The sequence below is a fragment of the Verrucomicrobiia bacterium genome (assembly GCA_035460805.1).
GTDB lineage: Bacteria > Patescibacteriota > UBA1384 > CAILIB01 > CAILIB01 > DATHWI01.
In genome coordinates this window covers 1-1,657 of sequence record DATHWI010000100.1, presented here as the reverse complement: position 1 = coordinate 1,657, position 1,657 = coordinate 1, and the positions used below count along the sequence as shown (strand labels likewise).

Below are 1,657 nucleotides of genomic sequence, written 5' to 3'. Positions count from 1 at the left end.
GTGCTGTCGAACGATTCGGTTTCAATGAATTTGAATGCGTCCTGCAGCGTGCGAAGCAGCTCTGGGTGCTGTCCTTGCGCCATCGTAGCGATGCTGGTCCAGAGGTGCTCCGGCTTAATCACGTAGTGCACCTTGGCCCGCATCTGCCGCTCGAACAGCGGCACATCGTTCGGGTGCATGTCGTACCACACCGCCAGCGGCACCCGTTTGTCGCCATCCATCACCACCGGATAGTCGGAGCCTAGCTCCCGCTTGGCCGCCTCCTCGTAGTTGTCGGAAAGGTAGCGCAGGAAGAGGAACGAGAGCATGTAATCGCGGAAGTCGTCCGCGTTCATGGCCCCGCGGAGCTGGTCCGCGATTCCCCAGAGGATTTTGCCGAGTCGGTGGTTTTCTTGTGCGGTCATATCTTGTTGGCTTATCTTCCTGCTTGGAGTGACCACGTCTTCCGGGACTTCAAGTAAGAATCTGGGTTATAGAACTTCCCATAGAATTCGCTGAACACGGGAAAATCAGCGTGGTTGTATGAGAACGAGCTAAGTAGCTCGCCCACAAAACGACTCCATTGAAGCGCATGGAGTCTTACATAGGGCGCACTCCGCTCCCAAATGCCGGTACGCAACGAAGCTTCGTAAACTTCGTTTAGCGGCTCTCCCTCTTCTGAAGTATGTTGTATGAAGGTGAACTGACCCAAGAGAGCACCTACCATGCGAGCATTGGACTCCACGGTGTGTTTAACTGAAGGTCGGACGCAATCTTGCCAACAGCGCAACACTACGCTCTTGTACCAGTCTGCTAAGGGATCCTCGTAGTTAAGAGCCTTGCCAAGAACGGTGTCAATATTATAATAGCGCGTGCCGTTGGTAGCAAAAGTTGACAACACCCGAAGCATCTCCTTGTGAATTTCGGAAGAGGGTAAGGGGTAATCCAGGTCTTTGACTCTTCCTAGGCGGCTTACGTGCTCAACCAGCTCTTCAAGGTTATGGCCGTAACTGCGCACGACCTTTTCGGTTGGAAAGGTTTGGTCGTTCGTCAGGAAGTGATTGCAAATCAGAATGAGCTTACACGTGCGCTCAAGTCCTGTCGAAAGGCTGAAGAACGCCTGATAGTAGAAAGCCTTTTCTGCGTAGTTTGCCTTGGACATAGCGGTTACTCCGGCCATCAGGTGGCCCGCTGCCAATCCGGCTTCATTTGCTAATGCGTGAAAGGTCTTAGACGGCATCTGGCACCTCCTTGGGCGGCGTCGGGAAGAGGCCTTGCATGAGGCCCTGTTTGTGGGTCTTGAGGGTGTCAAGCTTCTTTGCTTGCTCGTTTATCAGGGTGTCGAGGGAGCCGAGGCACGAGGCGATGCGCTCCTGCTCGCGAACGCTGGGAAATAAGAATTCATGATTAAGCCACCACTCCAGCTTGAAGAGCATTTTTTCGATCACGATGCCGACACTTGAGTCTAAAAAGGACTTGCTCACCTGGCGTTGTTGCGCGAAGTAGCTGAAGAATCTTATGTCGCACCCTTCCCTAGGGGTCAGCACCGAGTATTCGTTCGATACGATTGAGCCATCAAGATATGAAGGCACAAGACCGCAGGCGTTGTGGACGATCTGCCTTTTCGAGATTAGAAAGTCGTCTGTCCTCACTGTGAACTGGGTCTTAACCTTTATTG

General features: G+C 52.9%; 3 protein-coding genes. All 3 read right to left on the bottom strand.

Annotated features, from left to right (window positions below):
• A partial coding sequence (locus tag VLA04_03800; GenBank protein HSI20796.1) for a type I restriction-modification system subunit M N-terminal domain-containing protein occupies positions 1 to 404 on the bottom strand: 404 nt, incomplete at its 3' end.
• Positions 405 to 415: 11 nt separating this feature from the next.
• Positions 416 to 1,219: a hypothetical protein gene (locus tag VLA04_03795; protein ID HSI20795.1), complete on the bottom strand. Its 804-nt coding sequence runs from the start codon at positions 1,217 to 1,219 to the stop codon at positions 416 to 418.
• On the bottom strand, positions 1,209 to 1,657 hold a 449-nt coding region (locus tag VLA04_03790; GenBank protein HSI20794.1), incomplete at its 5' end, for a restriction endonuclease subunit S. The genes VLA04_03795 and VLA04_03790, both read right to left, overlap by 11 nt.

Coding starts and splice junctions, on each gene's coding strand:
- VLA04_03795 (HSI20795.1), bottom strand. CDS start 1,219: ATGCCGTCTAAGACCTTTCACGCATTAGCAAATGAAGCCGGATTGGCA.